The following is a 17,706-nucleotide window of genomic DNA, read 5'->3' as shown; positions in this document are numbered from 1 at the left end:
ACAGGGCAGGGCAGTGCCTCAGCCGCCGGTGGTCACACCCCCACAGTGCATCCCGGTCGGATCGACATGCTTATGTTTGGACTAGACCACTGGTCTGTCAAGACGCCTAACAGTTCGTCAGCGGACGGCCCTGGCCGCTACCGGGCCGGGGACGCCGATGGCCGCGCACCCGGCGGGCGGGGCGCGGCCACGGCTGCCCGGAGCTCAGGACACCGGGCGGTTCTGGGGGCGGGGCGGTTCCGGGGACGGGACGGAACGGCCGTCAGTGCGGCGGCGGGCAGAGGGTGGCGCGCAGCGCGTCGTCGATCTTCGCCACGGTGTCCGGGTCGAGGCTCTGGGGGTGCTCGGACGAGGTGAAGTTCTGCTTGGCCAGCTCGGCCAACTTGTCCTTGTCCTTGGGGAACTGGTACATCGCCTGGCACTGCTTGCGGGCCTGGTCCACCACCTGGTCGGGCTTGCCGCCGACGATCGCCGGGTCGATCGCGTTCAGCGCGGCGACCGTCTTGCCGGTGAGGTCGGCGTCCGGCTTGGCGGGCAGTCCGGCGTCGGTGGGCGGCGTGGGCTTGGCCGGGGCCGAGCCGGGCGCTTCGGGCGTGCCGGGTGCGTCGGGCGTGGCGGGTACGGAGGCCGGCGGTGCGGGCGGCGCCGGCGCGTCGGAGCCCGAGGCGGTGGTGGCGCTGGACGGGGTGGCAACGGCGACGGTGGCCTTGTTCGAGCCGGAGGCCGAGGTGGAACCCGAGCTGGAGCAGGCAGCGAGGCTCACCGCGGCGAGTGCCGTGAGGGAGGCGGCGAGGAGACGAGTACGCATGGGCGTCACACTGTCATGTTCGCGGCGCCGAAGGGAAGGTCCCGTCCGGCCGACGAACCGGCCCCGGCACGCCGAACGGCGGCCCCGGGGAAGACCCCCCGTGCCGCCGTCCGTCGTCCGTCGTACCCGGGCCGGGTGTCAGCCGAGCCCGTTGGCCTTCAGCCAGTCCTTGGCCACCGCCGACGGGTCCTCCTTGTCGACCGAGACGCGCTTCATCAGCCCGGTCAGCCCGGCGGTGTCGAGCTTGGCCGACACCGCGTTGAGCGCCGCCGTCGCATTGGCGTCCACGCCCGCCTTGTTGATCAGCGGGGTGATGTTCTGGGCGCCGAAGACGTTCTTCGGGTCGCTCAGCGCGACGAGCTTGTACTGGACGATCTTCGGGTCGGTGGTGAACACGTTGCCGACCTGGATGCTGCCGTCCTTGAGCGCGTTGGCGGTGGTGTCGGCGGTGGGCTTCCACTCCTTGAAGGTCAGCCCGTAGACGTCCTTGAACTGCTGCTCGCGCCGGGACTTGAACTCCGGCGGGCCGCCGATGGTGAACTCGCCCGCCTTGGCGGTCAGGTCGGAGATGCTCTTGAGGCCGTACTTGTCGGCGGTGTCCTGGGTGACGCTGAGCGAGTCCTTGTCCTCGGCGGGCGAGGAGTCCAGGATCCCGAGCGAGGCGGGCAGCGCCTTGGTCAGCGCCGCGTTCACGTCTTGGGTGGTGACGGCGGTGTTCTTGGCGTCCAGGTAGGCGAGCAGTGCGCCGTTGTACTCGGGCAGCACGGTCAGGTTGCCGCTCTGCAGCTGCCCGTAGAGCACCTCGCGGCTGCCGATGTTGAACTTCTCCTGGACCTTGACGCCCTTGGCCTTGAGCGCCTGCGAGTAGATCGACCCGAGCAGGACGTTCTCCGGGAAGTTCGCCGAACCGACGACCACCGTGCCACCGGAACCACCGGAACCACCGGAACCACCGGAACCACCGGAGCCGCCGGTGCCCCCGGACGCCGCGCTGCCGGAGGAGGCGGTGGACCCGCCGCCGAGCGGGTTGCTGCTGCTCCCCGAGGAGCCGCACGCGGTGGCGCCCAGGGCGAGCGCGGCGAGCGTGCCGAGGAGGACGGCGCGCCTGCTTCTCTTCAATGTCGACATGGTGACAGTAGTCCTTCCGGAGCGGATGGGAGAGGAGAGCCTCAGCGGGCCCGGCGCTGGGCGCGCACCCCGGGCGGGAGCGCGAACCGGGCGAGCAGGGAGAAGAACAGCTGGGCGCCGACCGCGAGCAGCACCACCAGCAGCGCACCGCCCACGGTCACCGCGTACTGCCGGGTGGCCAGCCCGTCGATGACGTAGCGGCCCAGGCCGCCGAGCCCGACGTAGGCGGCCACCGTGGCGGTCGCGATCACCTGGACGGTCGCGGTGCGGAAGCCTGCCAGCAGGGTCGGCGCGGCGGAGGGCAGGCAGACCTGGAACAGCACCTGCGGGTGGGTCAGCCCGATCCCGCGCGCGGCGTCCCGGACGTCCGGGTCGGTGCCGCGCACCCCCTCGACGGCCGCCACCAGCAGCGGCGGCGCGGCCAGTGCGACCAGTGGGATCAGCACGGCGGTGTCGCCGACACCGGCCAGCAGCACCGCGAGGGTCACCAGGCCGAGGGTCGGCAGGGCACGGGCGGCCCCGGCGAGTGCGGTGACCGCGGTGACGCCGCGGCCCGTGTAGCCGATCAGCAGTCCGAGCGGGACGGCGAGCAGCGCCGCGTAGAGCAGCGCCTCGCCGGAGAACAGCAGGTGCTCGGAGACCCGGTGCACGATCGAGTCCGGACCGCTGCGGCGGTCCGGGTCGGAGAAGAAGTCGCTCAGCCAGTTGAGCCAGTTCACGAACCCGCCCCCTGCTCCCGGACGGCCCACGGCGCGAGCAGCCGGCGGGCGACCACCAACAGCAGGTCGACGGCCAGCGCCAGGACGGCGATCAGCACGATGCCTGCCACGATCGGGGTCGGGAAGGTGCGCTGGAAGCCGTCGATGAACAGGTAGCCCAGCCCGCCGCGGCCGATCAGCGCGCCCACGCTGGCCAGCGAGATGCTGGACACCGCGGCGACCCGCAGCCCGGCGATCAGGTAGGGCACGGCGGCGGGTAGTTCGACGGCGGTCAGCCGGTGCCACGGCCCGTACCCCATCGCGGTGGCGGCCTGCCGGACGGAGTCCGGGACGGCGCGCAGCCCGTCCACCGTGGTCGGCAGCAGGACGGCGAGGGCGTAGAAGGTGAGCGGGATCATCACGGTCGCCTGGGTGGCGAGCCCGGTGTACGGGATCAGCACCACGAAGACGGCCAGCGAGGGCAGCGCGTAGACGATGTTGAAGACCGCCGACAGCGGTTGGTACAGCCGGGGGAAGCGGGCGCAGGCCAGGCCGAGCGGAACGGCCAGCAGCAGTCCGATGAGCACCGGGACCAGGGCGATCACGGCGTGGTCGGCGAGCAGGTTGCCGAGGTAGCCGAGGTGGTCGCCGATCCAGTACCAGCGGACGATCGGTTCATCGTCCACCGTCGGCTCCGTCCGCCGGGGGCGTCCTGTCGGCGTCGACGGCCTCTTCGGCGTCGACGGCCCTCGCCGGGCCCGCCGTCCCCTCCGGGCCAACGGTCTTCGCCAGGCCCACGGTCTTCGCCGGGTCCGCCGTCCGGCCGAGGCCGACCGCCGTGCCGTCGGCGGGTGTGAGCGCGGCCAGGACGGCCTCCCGGCTCGCGGTGCCGATCGCCCGCCCGTCGGCGTCCAGGACGACCGCGACCCCGGCGGGGGAGAGCACGGCGGCGTCCAGGGCGGCGCGTAGGGTGTCGGTGTCCCGGCGGTAGCCGGCCGCGGGCTGGAGCTCGGCGCCGGCGCCGCTGCGGTCGATCCAGCCGATCGGGCGGCGCTCGTCGTCCAGGGCCAACTCCCAGTCGCCGTAGCGGAGTCCGTCGCCGACCGGACGGTGTGCCACGGCCGTCGCGGGCCGCAGAGCGAGGCCGCGCAGGCCCCGGTCGCGGCCGAGGAAGGCGGCCACGCCGTCGTCGGCGGGGGAGGTCAGCAGGGTGTGCGGGTCGGCCAGCTGGGCGATCCGGCCGTGCTCGCGCAGCACCACGACCTGGTCGCCGAGCCGGACGGCCTCCTCGATGTCGTGGGTGACGAACAGCACCGTCTTGTGCAGCTCGGACTGCAGTCGCAGCAGCTCCTCCTGGAGCCCGGCCCGCACCACCGGGTCGACGGCGCTGAACGGTTCGTCCATCAGCAGCACCGGCGGGTCGGCGGCCAGCGCCCGGGCCACGCCGACCCGCTGCTGTTGGCCGCCGGACAGCTGGAAGGGGTAGCGCTTGGCGGTGTCGGGGGCGAGCCCGACCAGTTCGAGCAGTTCGGCGGCCCGGGCACGGGCCTTCTTGCGGTCCCAGCCGAGCAGGTAGGGCACGGTGGCGATGTTGTCGATCACCTTGCGGTGCGGGAACAGCCCGGCCTGCTGGATCACGTAGCCGATGCCGCGGCGCAGCTTGGCGGGTTCCAGGGTGGCGACGTCGGCGTCGTCCAGCAGCACCCGGCCCGAGGTGGGCTCGACCATCCGGTTGACCATGCGCAGCAGGGTGGTCTTGCCACAGCCGGACGGTCCGACCAGGACGGTTATCCGACCGGTCGGGACCTCAAGGTCCAGTCCTTCGACCGCGATGGTGCCGTCGGGGTGGCGCTTGCCGGCGCCCTCGAATCTGATCACGGAGTGTTTCCTCGTCAGGGCGTCCCGGGGAGGCGGCGCCTGTGTCGGTCGGTCTTGCGGGTCGTTCGGTTGACGGTGGTTTCACCCGTTCGGGCGTTCTTCCGCCCGCGTGGCTGCCCAGGTTCGGACCGGCGGAAACTCTGATCAGACTATGACCTGCATCATCCCCTGTCCCTGATTTACGACCCGGCACGTGGCGTGACCCCGGCTCGGCGGCCGGGGAACACACCGCGTGACCACTGGTTTCAGCCGTCGGCGGCCACGGGGTGTGACCCTGACTCACCGGCCGGGGCCACGCGGGGTGATCCCCGGCTCAGTCGCCCGGGCGGGTGGGCAGACCGTCGGCCGCCCAGCCGACGAACCCGCCGTCCAGATCGGTCGCCCGGTGCAGCCCGAGCTCGCGCAGCGAGGCCGCGGCCAGGCTGGAGGCGTAGCCCTCGGAGCAGATCACGATCACCTCGACGTCGTAGCCCGAGGCCTCCGGGATGCGGTGGCTGCCGGTGGGGTCCAGCCGCCACTCCAGGACGTTGCGCTCGATGATCAGCGAGCCGGGGATCCCGCCCTCGGCCGCCCGCTGCGCTGCCGGGCGGATGTCCACCAGCAGCGCGCCCTCCAGATGGGCCTGGTAGGCCTCCCGGGCGCGCGGGCGGTGCACGCCCTCGCGTGCTCGCTCCACCAGGTCGTCGATCGTGGTCACCACTGTTCCGGTCCTTCCTCGGAGGTGCGGACGAGCCCGCCGGCCCGCAGGTCGTAGTGCGCCATCGAGCTGAGCGGGGGCGAGTAGGCGTGCAGGGTGACGGCCGGGCCGGAGGCGGTGTTGCGCACGTCGTGCACGTACTCCGGGCCGAAGGCGCGGGCGGTGCCGGCCGGGACCCGGCGGATCAGCAGGCCCTGGTCCGGGCCGCCGAGCGACAGTTCCTCCAGCTCGCCGAGCGCGACGGTGAAGGCGCCGCGCGAGCCGCCGTGGTCGTGGAAGCCGGTGGACTGGCCGGGCAGCCAGCTGATCAGCCAGACCTCGTGGTCGTCGTCGGCCGCCAGACGCTGGTACCAGCGCTCCTCGGTGGAGAGCCGGACCAGGTGGATCCACCGCTCGGGCTGCTCGGCCAGCTCGCGGACGAGGGTCCGCAGGGTGCGCGGGCTGAGCGGGGCGCGGGCCGGTCCGGCGGAGGGCGGCGACGAGTCCGGGGTTCGGGTCGGGGGCTCGGAGATCAGGTCAAGGCTCATGGGGCGTCCTCGGGTGCGGCGGGGAACGTCGTCAGGGTGTGCGCCCCGGGCCGGCGATCGTGGTGGCGGCGGGCGGGGACCGGGGGAGCGGCCCGGCCCGGCACGCACGGGTGCGCCGAGTGGGAGCGGGGTTCAGGACTGCGGGTGCGGGTGCGCGGTACGGGCCCTGGCGGAGGTCACAGGGCGGCACCGGCGGAGCGGAGCAAGGTCAGCGGGCACAGATGGAACTCGCCTGGCGTCGCAGATCGACGTGCAGGCGGCAGACCAGAAGGGTGCCGGAGTCCATGCACCGGATCTTTTCCGAGCCGGTCGGACGAAGTCAAGCCGGGGCGCCCGCTTGTTGCGGCCTGTTAACAGGACCTCCTCGACGAGCCCACCGTCCCCGGCCCGACCTCGGGCTCGGCCGTCGGGCTCGGGGATCAGCGTCAGTCCTCGGGCTCAGTCCTCCACGGGGGCGCGCGGGGCCGGCGGGGCGGCGGCCGGCGCGGCGGCGGGTGAGGCGGCGGGTGCGGGCACGGACGCCGGGCCGCCGGAGGACCCGGCGGCTCCGGCCGCGAGGGCCTGCTCGATCACCGGCCCGGCCTGCTCGCCCAGGTAGCGACCGAGCGTCTGGTAGGCGTCGAACTGCTGGTGGTTGAACCACTGGTCGCTGGTGCCGTCGTTCGGGAAGGCCCGGTTGGCGACCGCGTAGGACTGCAGCTCGTACGGCATGTCGGCGGTCAGCACCGCCTGGAGGACGATCAGCGTGCCGGGCGGTCCGGCATCGGGCTCGCCGTCGACGGCCGGGTAGTGGATGTCCCCGGTGATCACGCCGCGGGTCGAGAGCCGGTCGGACAGCTGGGCGGCCAGTCCGCGCAGCGGCACCCCGCCGCCCTCGCGGACGGTGGGCGCGCCGCCCGGGATCAGCAGCTCCGGCTGGTGCAGCGTGATGACGATGCCGAGCTCCTCGCGGGCCAGGGTGATCGCGGCGGCCAGGTTGGCGGCGTAGCCGGAGTCCCCGCTGGCGTCGATGCTCACCGCCGTCCGCACCCGGTGGCGCAGCAGCTCGACCAGCCCGAGGTTCTCGTAGTGCCCGCCGTCGGTGGTGAGCAGGAAGCGGTCGTCCACGGGGAACCGGCCGGTCAGCTCCCGCAGTTGGTAGGGGAGCCGACGGACGAAGGGCTGCCCGGCGCGGCGCCAGTCCGGTGTGCCGGACCAGGCCGGGCCGAGTTCCGCCGGGTTGGGCAGCCACGTTCCGAGTCGGGCGTTGGTCACCGCGAACAGCCCCTGGTAGACCCGGGATTGGCGGCCCATCGCGGAGGAGAAGGCGGCGCCGGAGACGGCCATCGCGGACTGCACGGTGAGGTCCCGGGCGATGTGCCGACGGGTGCGCCGTTCCAGCAGGTCGGTGCGCGCGTACCCGACGTCCGGGCCGCCCACGTAGTCGTGCGAGAGCGTGAAGGAGACCGCTCGACGGCCCGGTGGCGTACGGGAGTTGCCGGAGAGGTTGGCCGCCGCCGAGAAGATCACCTGCGGGAAGTCGGGGTGCCGGGCGGCGTAGTGGCTCAGCCAGGTCTGCTCCCGGTAGAAGTCGTACCGGCGGGCGGTGGCGCGGCCGCCCTCGGTGACCCGGCGGACCGCGAACGCCGAGGCCAGCCGCAGCCGGTAGAACGGGTGCAGGCTCATCCAGGTCTGGTCGAGGTTGAGCCCGACCGCGCCGAGCACCAGCGGCAGCAGCACCTGGACGGCCGTCGGCCAGGCGTACCCGGTGGCGACCGCCCAGCCGAGGGCCAGCAGCGCGCCCGCCGTGAGCGTGCCGAGCGCGGCCCACACCACCAGGTACTGCGGGAGGTTGGCGGTCAGCCCGCCGCCGATCCGGCCCGCGCCGCGCAGTGCTCCGGCGGCCGCGCGCACGCCCCGGCCGATCGTCCGGCGGTCGCGCCAGAGTATGCCGAGCAGCAGGGCGAGGTAGCTGAGCACGACGGTCAGGCTCAGCCCGGCGCCGGTCAGTTGCGGACCGGCCGCGAGCGCCTGTTGGAGCCGGACCGCGCCCCAGGCCAGGCCCGGCACCGCCAGCACCCCGAGGGCCAGCAGCCCGGCCAGTGACAGCGCGACGTAGTTGAGCCGGCGCAGCGCGCGCGGCAGCGACGCGTGCCAGCCGAGCGGCGGGAAGACCAGCAGCCACAGCAGCCAGCACCCGGCCGCCGTGGCCAGCAGGGCGCCGAGGGCGGCCAGCGCGGGCGGGCGGAACTCCAGGACGCCCGGTACGGCGCCCCGGTGGCGCAGGCCGGCGGCCGCCAGGGCGTGCAGGTCGGTGACCGGGACGGCGTGGTAGAAGCGGCTGAGGCCGAGGCCGAGCACCAGGACGGCGGCCAGCAGCAGGAACAGCGCCGACAGCACGCCGCGCAGCAGCGTCCCGAGGGCGACCAGCCACTCGCCGGCGCCGTCGGCGATGTACTTGCTGTGCCGGCGGAGGTGGTCCTCCTCCGGGGAGCCGGGCTCCAGCACGGTGTCCGCCGTCAGGCCCGAGACGGCGTGCACCGGGCTGCCGGGCGCCGAGTCGCTGAGCGCGAGCTGCAGCGCGCCCACGGTGTAGCCGCCGCCGGAGACGGAGACCAGGTAGCGGGCCCGCTTCAGCCACGGGCGCAGCGCCTGGAGCGCGCCGAGCGTCACGCAGGCCGAGCGGATGCCGCCGCCCGAGGCGCAGAAGCCCAGTTCGGCGGGCTCGCGGCCGGGCGGCACCCGGCCGGCGTCCCGCCAGTGGCTGTGGGCGCCGGGGGCGTCGGCCGCCGACGGCTCCGCGGACCGGTCCGTCGGCCCGTCCGTCGGCCCGTCCTTCGGCCGGCCCACCGACCGGTCCGAGTGCGGCTCCCGGTGGCGGTGCCGGAGACGACCGGACCGGTCGGCCACCGGCCAGGGCGGTATCAGCGCCGGGCGTTGCGGGTCGGTGTCGTCCGGGCCGATTCCGTCGGCGGTGGCGGTGGCGGTGGCGGTGGCGGTGGCGGTGGCGGTGGCGGTGGCGGGGGAGGCCGAGGGCCGCAGGCCGCGCACCGCCCGGGCGGCCGTCACCGCCAGCAGGCCCGCCGCCGTCACCCCCGCGGGCAGGAGCAGCAGCCGGCCGACCGTGGTGAGCGCCGCCGCGACCGCGAAGGGGGTGTCGGAGCCGCCGTGATCGAGCCCCAGGTGCAGCAGGACGTTCGCGCCCAGGTCGCAGCCCGCGGCGAGCAGCCCGGCCAGCCCGACCACCAGCGCCGGGACGGCCCGGCGTCGCCGCCCGAGCACGTACCCGCCCAGCAGTGCCGCGGCCGACAGCGTCAGGCCGTAGCCGCCGATCAGCCAGAACTCGGCACGCAGGGCCGCTCGGTACGCCGTGGTGCGCTCGCCGACCACCGCCTCGGCGGCCGCCCGGGAACCGGCCAGCTGCAGGGCGGTCAGGCGCGCCCCGGGCGACTGCCCGCGGGCCAGTGACAGCCCGAGGGCGAGCGGCAGCAGGGCCCCGAGGGCGAGCAGCAGCCCAGCCCAGGCGGGCAGGGCCGGCGGCCGCCCGTCCGGTGCCGACGCACCCGCCGTACGCTCCTCGATCCCGCTCACCGCTGCCATCCGTACCGCCCCCGTTCGGCCCCCTGTCGACCGTCGCTCCCCGCCGCGGACCCCGGTGCGCCCCCTGAACGCTCCCCGAGGATCCGCGGACGATCTCCGTACGGTCTCCGAAGTCGCCTTGTATCACCAGCAGATGACGATCGCTCGCACATCCATGCGGGTCTTACCCCGGCATGGCTGATTCCGCACCCCCGGTGTCCGCTTTCACTCGAATGAGTAAGGAGTTGCCTTCCGGGGTAGATGAGCCTTTCATCCCACCCACGGCCGACCGCGTGTCCGTGCACCAAGATCGCCCCGGACGCGTTGCCACCGACGTATTGTCAGGCCACCGAGGCCCGGCCTACCGTCTACAGACCACGTTCTACGCACGTAGACCCATCGCGTGGACCGACACGTAGACCCCTGTGGTTCCCTGACCGGACCCGCAGGCGAGACCCTCCCCGTCAACCCTCAGACCGCGGGCCCGACCGCACGGCCGGGCCGCGGAGTTGCGGAGGTACCCATGTCGCAGATCGTCCGTGCCGCGCTCGTCCAGACCCGCTGGACCGGCGACCAGGAGAGCATGATCGCGCTCCACGAGCGGTACGCCCGCGAGGCCGCCGCGCAGGGCGCGAGGATCATCGGCTTCCAGGAGGTGTTCAACGCCCCGTACTTCTGTCAGGTCCAGGAGCCCGAGCACTACCGCTGGGCCGAAGCCGTCCCGGACGGTCCGACCGTGCGCCGGATGCAGGACCTCGCCCGCGAACTCGGCCTGGTGATGGTCGTGCCGGTCTACGAGGAGGAGCAGACCGGCGTGTACTACAACACCGCCGCGGTCATCGACGCGGACGGCAGCTACCTCGGCAAGTACCGCAAGCACCACATCCCGCAGGTCAAGGGCTTCTGGGAGAAGTACTACTTCAAGCCCGGCAACCTCGGTTGGCCCGTCTTCGACACCGCCGTCGGCAAGGTCGGCGTCTACATCTGCTACGACCGCCACTTCCCCGAGGGCTGGCGGGCCCTGGGCCTGGCCGGCGCGCAGATCGTCTACAACCCCTCCGCCACCAGCCGCGGCCTGTCCGGCTACCTGTGGCAGCTCGAACAGCCCGCCGCCGCCGTGGCCAACGAGTACTTCGTCGCGGCCATCAACCGGGTCGGCACCGAGGAGTACGGCGACAACGACTTCTACGGCACCTCCTACTTCGTCGACCCGCGCGGTCAGTTCGTCGGCGAGGTCGCCTCCGACAAGGAGGAGGAACTCGTCGTCCGCGACCTCGACCTCGGCCTGATCGAACAGGTCCGCCAGCAGTGGGCGTTCTATCGCGACCGCCGACCGGACGCCTACGGACCGCTCGCCGAGGCCTGAGGAGCACCGAGATGACCACCCGCGACCCACAGCAGCGCACCCTCGTCCGCGGCGGCCTCGTCATCACCGCCACCGACGAACTCCACGCCGACGTCCTGATCGAGGGCGAGCGCATCGCCGCCCTGGCCGCCACCGGCAGCACCGCCGCCGAGGCCTGGACCGCCGACACCGTCATCGACGCCACCGGCCACTACGTCATCCCGGGCGGCGTCGACGTCCACACCCACATGGAGCTGCCGTTCGGCGGCACCGCGGCCTCCGACACCTTCGAGACCGGCACCCGCGCCGCCGCCTGGGGCGGCACCACCACCGTCGTCGACTTCGCCGTCCAGCCCGTCGGCGGGGCGCTGCGCGAGGGCCTGGACGCCTGGCACGCCAAGGCCGAGGGCAACTGCGCGATCGACTACGCCTTCCACACCATCGTCTCGGACGTCAACGAGGCCGTCCTCAAGGAGATGGACGGGCTGGTCGACTCCGGCGAGTCCACCTCCTTCAAGCTCTTCATGGCCTACCCCGGCGTCTTCTACAGCGACGACGGCCGCATCCTGCGCGCCATGCAGCGCGGTGCGGCCAACGGCGGGCTGATCATGATGCACGCCGAGAACGGCATCGCCATCGACGTCCTGGTCGAACAGGCCCTGGCCGCCGGGCGCACCGCCCCGCGCCACCACGGCGAGGTCCGGCGCGAACTGCTGGAGGCCGAGGCCACCCACCGGGCGATCAGACTCGCCCAGGTGGCGGGCAGCCCGCTCTACGTGGTGCACGTCTCCGCGGCCTCGGCGCTGGCCGAACTCGCCCGGGCCCGCGACACCGGGCTCAACGTCTTCGGCGAGACCTGCCCGCAGTACCTCTTCCTCTCCACCGACAACCTCGCGGAGGAGGGCGCGGACGGCTTCGAGGGCGCCAAGTACGTGTGCAGCACGCCGCTGCGGCCGCGCGAGCACCAGGAGGCGCTCTGGCAGGGCCTGCGCACCAACGACCTCCAAGTGGTGTCCACCGACCACTGCCCGTTCTGCTACGTCGGGCAGAAGGAACTCGGCCGCGGCGACTTCTCGAAGATCCCCAACGGCCTTCCGGGGGTGGAGAACCGGATGGACCTGCTGCACCAGGCCGTGGTGGACGGGCGGATCAGCCGGCGGCGCTGGGTCGAGATCGCCTGCACCACCCCGGCCCGGATGTTCGGGCTGCACCCGCGCAAGGGCACCGTCGCACCGGGTGCGGACGCCGACCTGGTGGTCTACGACCCCACCGCCGTGCAGACCGTCTCCGCCGCCACCCACCACATGAACGTGGACTACTCGGCCTACGAGGGCCGCCGACTCACCGGCCGGGCCCGGACGGTGCTCTCCCGCGGCACCGTGGTGCTGGACGACGGGCGCTGGCTCGGCCGGGCCGGGCACGGCACCTTCCTGCGCCGCGACACCTGCCAGTACCTGACCTGATCCCCCCTGCCGTCCGGGGCCGCGGCGTGCGCGCCTCGGCCCCGGGCCGCCCTCCCGACCCCTCTCCCGGAGCTCCCCATGGACATCGGCCTCGTCCTGCAGACCGACCCGCCAGCCCGCCTGCTCATCGACCGGATGATCCGTGCCGAACGGGCCGGGTTCAGTCACGGCTGGACCTTCGACTCCTGCGTGCTGTGGCAGGAACCCTTCGTCATCTACAGCCGCATCCTCGCCGAGACCGAGCGGCTGACCGTCGGCCCGATGGTCACCAACCCCTCCACCCGCACCTGGGAGGTCACCGCCTCCCTGTTCGCCACCCTCAACGACATGTACGGCAACCGCACCGTGTGCGGCATCGGCCGCGGCGACTCCGCCATGCGGGTGGCCGGCCGCCGGCCCGCCACGCTCGACCGACTGTCCCAAGCCATGCACGCCATCAAGGAGTTGGCCGAGGGACGCACCGTCGAGGTGGACGGCACCGAGATGCACCTGGCGTGGGTCGGCCCCGACGCCGGGCTGCCGATCTGGATGGGCGCGTACGGCCCGAAGGCGCTCGCCCTGACCGGACGCCAAGCCGACGGCTTCATCCTGCAGTTGGCGGACCCGTACCTCACCGAGTACATGGTCAAGGCGGTCCGCGCCGCGGCCGCCGAAGCCGGCCGGGACCCGGCCTCGGTCACCGTCTGCGTGGCCGCGCCCGCGTACGTCACCGCCGACGACTCGCCCGCCGCGCTCGCCCACGCCCGGGAGCAGTGCCGCTGGTTCGGCGGGATGGTCGGCAACCACGTCGCCGACCTGGTCGGCCACTACGGCGAGCACTCCGAGCTGGTGCCCGACGCGCTCACCGAGTACATCAAGGACCGCCAGGGCTACGACTACAGCCACCACGGCCGGGCCGGGAACCCGGACACGGCCTTCGTCCCGGACAGCATCGTGGACCGCTTCTGCCTGATCGGGCCCGCCGAGGTCCAGCGCGCCCGACTGGCGGAGCTCCGCTCGCTCGGCGTCGACCAGTTCGCCGTCTACGCCATGCACGACGCTATCGAGAGCACCATCGACGCCTACGGGACGGACGTCATCCCCCACCTGTGATCCCTCGCCCAGACGGGAGTTGCCCATGGCCGACACCGTGACCGGCGGCGGCGGACAGCGGCAGTACCCCGACGGCCGGGTCGAACTCGACCCGGCCGAGGGGGTGTTGCCCACCAACGGCTTCACCAGTGACGACCTCCGGCCGGTCCCGGTGCGGCGGCGCACCTGGACCACCTACAACTTCCTCGCACTGTGGGTCGGCATGGCCCACAACATCCCTTCCTGGACGCTGGCTTCGGGCCTGGTCGCGCTCGGGATGGACTGGAAGCAGGCGGTGCTGACCATCGGGCTCGCCAACCTGATCGTGCTCGGGCCGATGCTCCTCACCGGACACGCGGGGACGAAGTACGGCATCCCGTTCCCGGTGTTCGCCCGGGCCTCGTTCGGACTGCGCGGAGCCAACCTGCCGGCGCTCATCCGAGCGGCGGTGGCCTGTGCCTGGTTCGGCATCCAGACCTGGATCGGCGGCGAGGGGATCTTCCTGCTGGCGGGCAAGCTGTTCGGCGAATCCTGGCGAACGGCAACGGAGTTCGGCGGGTACCCGTGGACGCAGTGGGCCTCCTTCCTGCTGTTCTGGCTGGTCGAGATGGTCCTCATCGCCCGCGGCATGGAGACGCTGCGGCGCTTCGAGAACTGGGCGGCGCCGTTCGTCATCGTCGGTGCGCTGGCGCTGCTGGTGTGGATCGGCGTCAAGGCGGGCGGAGTGGGGCCGCTGCTCGACCAACCCTCCGCGCTGGGCTGGGGCGGCGGGTTCTGGAAGGTCTTCTTCCCGTCGTTGATGGGGATGATCGGGTTCTGGTCCACGCTGTCGCTCAACATCCCCGACTTCACCCGCTTCGGTGGCAGTCAGCGGGCCCAGATCCGCGGCCAGGCGCTCGGCCTGCCGACCACGATGACGCTCTTCGCCCTGCTGTCGGTGCTGGTCACCTCGGGCTCCGCGGCGGTGTACGGCGAGCCGGTGTGGGACCCGATCAAGCTCGCCGCGAAGATGGAGAGCCCGGTGGCGGTCCTGTTCGCGCTGCTGACCGTGCTGATCGCGACGCTGTCGGTGAACATCGCCGCCAACGTCGTCTCCCCGGCCTACGACCTGGCCAACCTGCTGCCCCGGTTCATCAACTTCCGTACCGGGGCGCTGATCACGGGCGTGGTCGGGATCGCCATCTTCCCGTGGCGGCTGACCGCCGACCCGCACGTCTACATCTACGTGTGGCTGGGCGTGGTCGGCGGACTGCTCGGAACGGTCGCCGGGGTGCTGATCGCGGACTACTGGGTGCTGCGCCGCACCCGGCTCCGACTCGCCGACCTCTACCGGCCGTTCGGGGCGTACTGGTACGCGGCCGGATGGAACTGGCGGGCCGTCGTGGCGCTGCTGGTCGGCGGGCTGCTGGCAGTCGGGGGCTCGTACTCCGGCCTCGACGCGCACGGCGTGAAGCAGGGGCCGTTCCCGGTGGACGGGGTGATCCCCTTCCTCAAGCCGCTCGCGGACTACGGCTGGGCGGTGGGCTTCGCCTCGGCGGCGGCGGTGTACCTGGCGCTCGGCGGGTTGTCGCGGACGGACCTCCGGGAACGGGCGGCGGGGGGCCGATGACGAGAAGCGGATGATGAGGAAGGGATGACGGCGAACAGATGACAGCTGACAGATGTCAACATCCGTCAGCTGTTGTCTGTTATCCGTTCGCTGTCATCTGTCATCTGTTTGTTGTCAGCTGTTCGCCGTCGCCTCGACGGCCGCCAGGACCTTGGCGGCGCCGTCCTCGGTGGCGAGGGCCGCGGCGACGGAGCGGGCGCGGGTGCGGTAGCGGGGGTCGTCCAGGCTGTGGCGGATGGCGGTGGCGAGCCGGCTGGGGGTCAGGGCGTGCAGCGGGACCGGGCCGGGGGAGACGCCGAGGGCGGTCAGCCGGGCGGACCAGAAGGGTGCGTCCAGCTGGGCGGGCACCGGGACGGTAGGGGTGCCGGAGCGCAGGGTGGCCGCCGTGGTGCCCGCGCCCGCATGGTGGACCACGGCCGCGGTGCGCGGGAACAGCCAGTCGTGCGGGGTGTCGCCGATGGTCAGTACGGTGTCCGAGTCCTCGGCGGCCAGTCCGCTCCACCCCGACTGCAGCAGGACCCGGACCCGGGCGGCCCGGGCGGCGGCCAGCAGGGTCGCGGCCAGCCGGTCCGGATCGGGCACGACCAGACTGCCGAAGCCGATGAAGACCGGCGGCGGTCCGGCGGCCAGGAAGTCCAGCAGTCGATCCGGCGGCCGCCACCCCGACTGTTCGGCCGGCCACCAGTACCCGGCGACGTCGAGCCGGGGGTGCCAGTCCGTGGGCCGGGGGACGACCCGGGGCGAGAACCCGTGCAGCACGGGGTGGTCGCGGCGGGCCCGGGCGACGCCGCGCGGCGGCAGGCCGAGCCGGCGGCGCAGTGCGCGCACGGCCGGGACGAACAGCCGGTCGGTCGTCGCCTGGACGGCGTGCCCGGCTAGCAGGTTGCCGGTCCGGCCGAGCGAGCGGGTACCCGTGACGGCCGGCGCGAACTCGCGGGTGGGGGAGAGGGGTTGGAGGTACAGCCCGATGGTGGGGATGCCGGCCGCCTCGGCCGCGACCTGGCCGAGCGCGCTGGTGGTGCTGGTGGTGAGCAGCAGGTCGGTGCCGAGGGCCGTCGCGTCGGCGATGCCCTGGCCGAGGGCGGGCATGAACTTCCGGCCCAGCCGCAGGAGTTGCAGCACGGCACCGGGGCCGCCGCCGGCCCGCAGCAGTCGTCGGCCCTCGACGGAGGCGAGTTCGGCGCGCGGGTCGACCGGCAGCGGGCGGAACTCCAGCCCGGCGGCCCGGACCGACTCGGCGAAGGTGGTGTGGGTGGCGACGGCCACCTGATGTCCGGCCGCCCGCAGACGGACGCCGAGCCCGGTGAAGGGCGCGACGTCGCCCCGGGAGCCGGCGGTGGCGATCAGGATGCGCATGGCCGCAGTATTTCGGCGGGTGCGGCCGCCCGGAAGGACGCCACGCGCGGACCGGTCGGCTCCGGGTGGCCGGATCCCGTCGCCCGGCCGGACCGGCCGGAACCGGGTCCGAGCGCGGCCGCGTCCTTGGGTGCAGAGCGGGCGGGACGGGGCCGTCGCGCCGAGGACGGGAGGGACGGGTCGGATGAGCATCGTCGCGTGGATCGTGTTGGGCCTGGTGGCCGGGGCCCTGGCCAAGCTGCTGCTGCCCGGGAGGGACCCGGGCGGCCTGATCGTGACCACCCTGATCGGGATCGCCGGCTCCTTCGTCGGTGGCTGGATCGCTTCGCACTTCCTGCACCGGTCGATCTCGGCGCGCTTCTTCGACGGGCCGACCTGGGTGTCGGCGATCGGCGGCGCGCTGGTGCTGCTGATCGTCTACCGGCTGCTGTTCGGCAACTCGCGCCGCTGAGCAGGGCGTTCGGGCGCACTGACGGACGGCGGACGGCGGACGGCGGACGGCGGACGACTGACGGAGGACGACTGACGACGGAAGCCGGCGGGCCCGGGCCGTTCGGCCCGCCGGGAGCCGCCGGCTACCGCGCCGCCGACGTCTCGGCGGCCCGGTCCGGCAGCGCCTCGCAGGCGGCGAGCCAGTCGGCCGGTACGTCCGCGAGCCCGGTGCGGGCGGCCACCACGCCGGCGGCGATGGCGCAGGTGGTGTCCTTGTCGCCCCAGCCCTCCAGGGTGTGCCAGATCGCCTCGGGCAGCGAGTCCAGGTGCCCGGCGGCGGACCACAGGGCGAACGGGACGGTGTCCGGGGCGGAGATCATCAGCCCCGAGCCGAGTACGGTCGCGGCGTGTCGGACGCTGGTGTGCTCCGGCAGGCGGGCGGCGATCCGCAGACCGGAGCGCACGTCGCCGTCCGGCAGCCGGTCGGCGACCGCGGTGAGCAGTTCGGACCGGCCGGGCGCGCGGCCGCCCCGGCTCCGCACGGCGAGCGCCGCGGCCAGTGCCACCGCCACCGCGCCGGAGACTGCCTCCGGGTGGAAGTGGGTGGTGAGCGCCTGGAGTTCGGCCTGCCGGACCACCTCGTCCAGGTCCTCGGCGAACCAGGCGCCCAGCGGGGCGACCCGCATCGCGGCGCCGTTGCCGTACGAGCCCTGGCCCTCGAACTGGCCCGAGGTGATGGCGCGCCAGTCCCCGCCGGCCCCGATCCCGCGCAGCACCCGGTGCATCGAGGGGCCGTACTTGCGCTGGTACTCGCGGGCGTACTCGGCCGCGAACCCCTCGGCCAGCGCGTCCTGCCGGACCTCGCCGTGGACGGTCAGGTGGTCGACCAGGACGAGGGCCATCGCGGTGTCGTCGGTCCAGTGCCAGGGCGCGGGGCGGACCAGGCGGGCGGCCAGCGCGGCGGGCGCCTCGTCGACCGGGACGGAGAACCAGCAGTCGCCGAAGGCGTCGCCGAGCGCGAGTCCGCGCAGACTGTCCAGGACCGGGGCGGGCGCACGCATGTCATCCTCCGAGTGAGATCAACTGTGTGCGGAAGTGTGCCCGAAAGAGCGAGGCGTCGGCGACCGGGTTTCCCC

General features: G+C 73.4%; 16 protein-coding genes. 5 read left to right on the top strand and 11 right to left on the bottom strand.

The features are described 5' to 3' along the window. Positions 1-262: 262 nt before the first annotated feature. The 9 genes from ACIP4P_RS17530 to ACIP4P_RS17490 all read right to left on the bottom strand — a co-directional run bounded on the left by ACIP4P_RS17530 (position 263) and on the right by ACIP4P_RS17490 (position 9,306). The gene (locus ACIP4P_RS17530; protein WP_400919275.1) at positions 263-808 is read right to left on the bottom strand and encodes a hypothetical protein; all 546 of its coding nucleotides are present in this window, start codon (positions 806-808) and stop codon (positions 263-265) included. 138 nt (positions 809-946) lie between these two features. Further along, complete coding sequence (locus ACIP4P_RS17525) at positions 947-1,936, bottom strand: ABC transporter substrate-binding protein (RefSeq protein WP_400919272.1); 990 nt, start codon at positions 1,934-1,936, stop codon at positions 947-949. 41 nt (positions 1,937-1,977) lie between these two features. Beyond that, the gene (locus ACIP4P_RS17520; RefSeq protein ID WP_400919269.1) at positions 1,978-2,655 is read right to left on the bottom strand and encodes an ABC transporter permease; all 678 of its coding nucleotides are present in this window, start codon (positions 2,653-2,655) and stop codon (positions 1,978-1,980) included. Beyond that, the gene (locus tag ACIP4P_RS17515; protein WP_400919267.1) at positions 2,652-3,320 is read right to left on the bottom strand and encodes an ABC transporter permease; all 669 of its coding nucleotides are present in this window, start codon (positions 3,318-3,320) and stop codon (positions 2,652-2,654) included. The genes ACIP4P_RS17520 and ACIP4P_RS17515 overlap by 4 nt, the downstream gene beginning before the upstream one ends. Next, positions 3,310-4,512, bottom strand: coding sequence for an ABC transporter ATP-binding protein (locus ACIP4P_RS17510; RefSeq protein WP_400919264.1), 1,203 nt, complete (start codon positions 4,510-4,512; stop codon positions 3,310-3,312). The genes ACIP4P_RS17515 and ACIP4P_RS17510 overlap by 11 nt, the downstream gene beginning before the upstream one ends. A 313-nt stretch (positions 4,513-4,825) precedes the next feature. Continuing rightward, positions 4,826-5,212 (bottom strand): rhodanese-like domain-containing protein, encoded by a 387-nt coding sequence (locus ACIP4P_RS17505; RefSeq protein WP_350513326.1) that lies wholly within the window; start codon positions 5,210-5,212, stop codon positions 4,826-4,828. Further along, positions 5,206-5,736 carry a cysteine dioxygenase gene (locus tag ACIP4P_RS17500; RefSeq protein ID WP_400919260.1) on the bottom strand — a complete coding sequence of 177 codons (531 nt, stop codon included), beginning with the start codon at positions 5,734-5,736 and terminating at the stop codon, positions 5,206-5,208. The genes ACIP4P_RS17505 and ACIP4P_RS17500 overlap by 7 nt, the downstream gene beginning before the upstream one ends. 208 nt (positions 5,737-5,944) lie before the next feature. Further along, a complete protein-coding gene (locus tag ACIP4P_RS17495; RefSeq protein WP_350513447.1) occupies positions 5,945-6,022 on the bottom strand; it encodes a putative leader peptide in 78 nt (25 codons plus the stop codon). 152 nt (positions 6,023-6,174) lie between these two features. Beyond that, the gene (locus tag ACIP4P_RS17490) at positions 6,175-9,306 is read right to left on the bottom strand and encodes a hypothetical protein (protein ID WP_400919258.1); all 3,132 of its coding nucleotides are present in this window, start codon (positions 9,304-9,306) and stop codon (positions 6,175-6,177) included. Positions 9,307-9,817: 511 nt separating this feature from the next. Here ACIP4P_RS17490 and ACIP4P_RS17485 point away from each other — a divergent pair. The 4 genes from ACIP4P_RS17485 (at position 9,818) to ACIP4P_RS17470 (ending at position 14,782) form a co-directional block, all read left to right on the top strand. After that, on the top strand, positions 9,818-10,660 hold the full coding sequence (locus ACIP4P_RS17485; protein WP_400919255.1) for a nitrilase-related carbon-nitrogen hydrolase: 843 nt from the start codon (positions 9,818-9,820) through the stop codon (positions 10,658-10,660). Positions 10,661-10,671: 11 nt separating this feature from the next. After that, a complete protein-coding gene (gene hydA, locus ACIP4P_RS17480) occupies positions 10,672-12,102 on the top strand; it encodes a dihydropyrimidinase (protein WP_400919253.1) in 1,431 nt (476 codons plus the stop codon). 78 nt (positions 12,103-12,180) lie between these two features. Beyond that, positions 12,181-13,194, top strand: a complete 1,014-nt coding sequence (locus ACIP4P_RS17475) for a TIGR03842 family LLM class F420-dependent oxidoreductase (RefSeq protein ID WP_400919250.1) — start codon at positions 12,181-12,183, stop codon at positions 13,192-13,194. A 25-nt stretch (positions 13,195-13,219) separates the two neighbouring features. Beyond that, positions 13,220-14,782: an NCS1 family nucleobase:cation symporter-1 gene (locus ACIP4P_RS17470; RefSeq protein WP_400919247.1), complete on the top strand. Its 1,563-nt coding sequence runs from the start codon at positions 13,220-13,222 to the stop codon at positions 14,780-14,782. 114 nt (positions 14,783-14,896) lie between these two features. Here ACIP4P_RS17470 and ACIP4P_RS17465 read toward each other — a convergent pair whose 3' ends face one another. Then, positions 14,897-16,138 (bottom strand): glycosyltransferase, encoded by a 1,242-nt coding sequence (locus ACIP4P_RS17465; RefSeq protein ID WP_400919244.1) that lies wholly within the window; start codon positions 16,136-16,138, stop codon positions 14,897-14,899. Between the two features lie 184 nt (positions 16,139-16,322). Here ACIP4P_RS17465 and ACIP4P_RS17460 point away from each other — a divergent pair, with 184 nt between their 5' ends. Then, a complete protein-coding gene (locus ACIP4P_RS17460) occupies positions 16,323-16,589 on the top strand; it encodes a GlsB/YeaQ/YmgE family stress response membrane protein (protein WP_350513334.1) in 267 nt (88 codons plus the stop codon). 124 nt (positions 16,590-16,713) lie between these two features. On the opposite strand, the gene ACIP4P_RS17455 is transcribed toward ACIP4P_RS17460, so the two are convergent. Beyond that, positions 16,714-17,631 (bottom strand): ADP-ribosylglycohydrolase family protein, encoded by a 918-nt coding sequence (locus tag ACIP4P_RS17455; RefSeq protein ID WP_400919241.1) that lies wholly within the window; start codon positions 17,629-17,631, stop codon positions 16,714-16,716. Between the last annotated feature and the right edge of the window lie 75 nt (positions 17,632-17,706).

The organism is Kitasatospora sp. NPDC089509, assembly GCF_044749365.1.
In the GTDB taxonomy this organism is placed as follows: Bacteria; Actinomycetota; Actinomycetes; order Streptomycetales; family Streptomycetaceae; genus Kitasatospora.
Note: the sequence above shows the minus strand (reverse complement) of the source record. Positions and strands in the feature narration are given on the sequence as shown.